General features: G+C 71.6%; 2 protein-coding genes. Both read right to left on the bottom strand.

Annotated elements, in window-relative coordinates; translation table 11 throughout:
* The coding region (gene grpE / locus ACFPZN_RS55975) for a nucleotide exchange factor GrpE (protein WP_378293562.1) at positions 1-716 on the bottom strand (716 nt) is incomplete at its 3' end.
* A partial coding sequence (locus ACFPZN_RS55970; protein ID WP_378293560.1) for an Hsp70 family protein occupies positions 713-1,517 on the bottom strand: 805 nt, incomplete at its 5' end. The genes grpE and ACFPZN_RS55970, both read right to left, overlap by 4 nt.

Genomic DNA, 1,517 nt, shown 5'->3' with positions numbered 1-1,517 from the left:
CGCATGCACTGGGAGTATTTGAGGAGGCCGGCGTAGATCTCCTTATCGCTCGGCATCTTCTCGCCGCCGTTGCCGCTCTGCGAGGGCGCGGCGCTCGGGTCGGGCTCGGCCACCGCGACCCGGGCGGGCCGCAGGACCCGCTCCCCGATCCGGTAGCCGGGCTGCAGGACGTCGGTCACGCTGGTCTCGGTCACGTCGGCCGAGTACCCGTGCATGAGGGCCTCGTGGACGGTCGGGTCGAACGGCTCGCCCTTCGCCCCGTACCGCTCCAGGCCGAGCTTTCCGGTCACCGCCTCCAGCGCCTCGCCCACCGACTTGAACCCGCCCACGAGCTCGTCGTGGTCGCGGGCCCGGCCGATGTCGTCCAGCACCGGGAGCAGTTCGTTCAGCACGTTCGCCAGGGCCTGCTCGCGCACGGCCACCCGGTCCCGCTCGACCCGCTTGCGGTAGTTGTCGTACTCCGCCTTGAGCCGTTGCAGGTCCGCGGTGCGCTCGGCGAGCTGGGTCTTGAGCGCTGCGGCCTCCCCGTCCGCGGCGGGCGCCGTGCCCCCGCCCGGGGTGGCGCCGCCGGGGGCCGCCCCGCCGGGCGCGCCCGGGGCCTGCGGCTGCGCCGCCGGCTCCCGGACCGCGCCCGTCTGGGGGTCGATGCGCCGCTTGTCGCGGATCACCGGGCCCTCACGCTCCTCGCCCTCGCCCTTGGTGGGAGGGGTCGTCACGCGGCACCGTCCTTCTTTTCCTTGTCGTCGTCCACGATCTCGGCGTCGACCACCTCGTCGTCCTGACCGGCGGCGCCGCCCTGGGCGTCGGCCGTCGGGCCGGCGTCGGCGCCGGCCTGCGCGCCCTCGGGGTTCTGCGCGTACATCGCCGCGCCCATCTTCTGGCTGACCTGGGCCAGCTTCTCGGCGCTGGTGCGGATGGCGTCGACGTCGGTGCCCTCGAGGTTCTTCTTGACCTCGGCGACGGCCTCCTCGACCTCGGTCTTGGTCTCCGCGGGGATCTTCTCGTCGTTCTCCCGCAGGAACTTCTCGGTCGAGTACGCGAGGGTGTCGGCCTGGTTGCGGACCTCGGCCTCCTCCTTGCGCCGGCGGTCCTCCTCGGCGTACTCCTCGGCGTCGCGCATCATCTTGTCGATGTCGTCCTTGGGCAGCGCGCTGCCGCCCGTGATGACCATCGACTGCTCGCGGCCGGTGCCCTGGTCCTTGGCGCTGACGTTGACGATGCCGTTGGCGTCGATGTCGAAGGTGACCTCGATCTGCGGCACGCCGCGCGGCGCCGGGGGCAGGCCGGTGAGCTGGAAGGTGCCCAGCTTCTTGTTGTAGGCGGCGATCTCCCGCTCGCCCTGGAAGACCTGGATCTCCACGGACGGCTGGTTGTCGTCGGCCGTGGTGAAGGTCTCCGAGCGCTTGGTGGGGATGGTGGTGTTGCGCTCGATGATCTTGGTGAAGATGCCGCCCTTGGTCTCGATCCCCAGCGACAGCGGGGTCACGTCCAGCAGCAGGACGTCCTTGACCTCGCCC

Source organism: Actinomadura rugatobispora (assembly GCF_042656285.1).
GTDB classification, from domain to species: Bacteria; Actinomycetota; Actinomycetes; order Streptosporangiales; family Streptosporangiaceae; genus Spirillospora; species Spirillospora rugatobispora.
The sequence above is the reverse complement of the archived record's forward strand: the minus strand, read 5'-3'. Positions and strand labels throughout refer to the sequence as shown.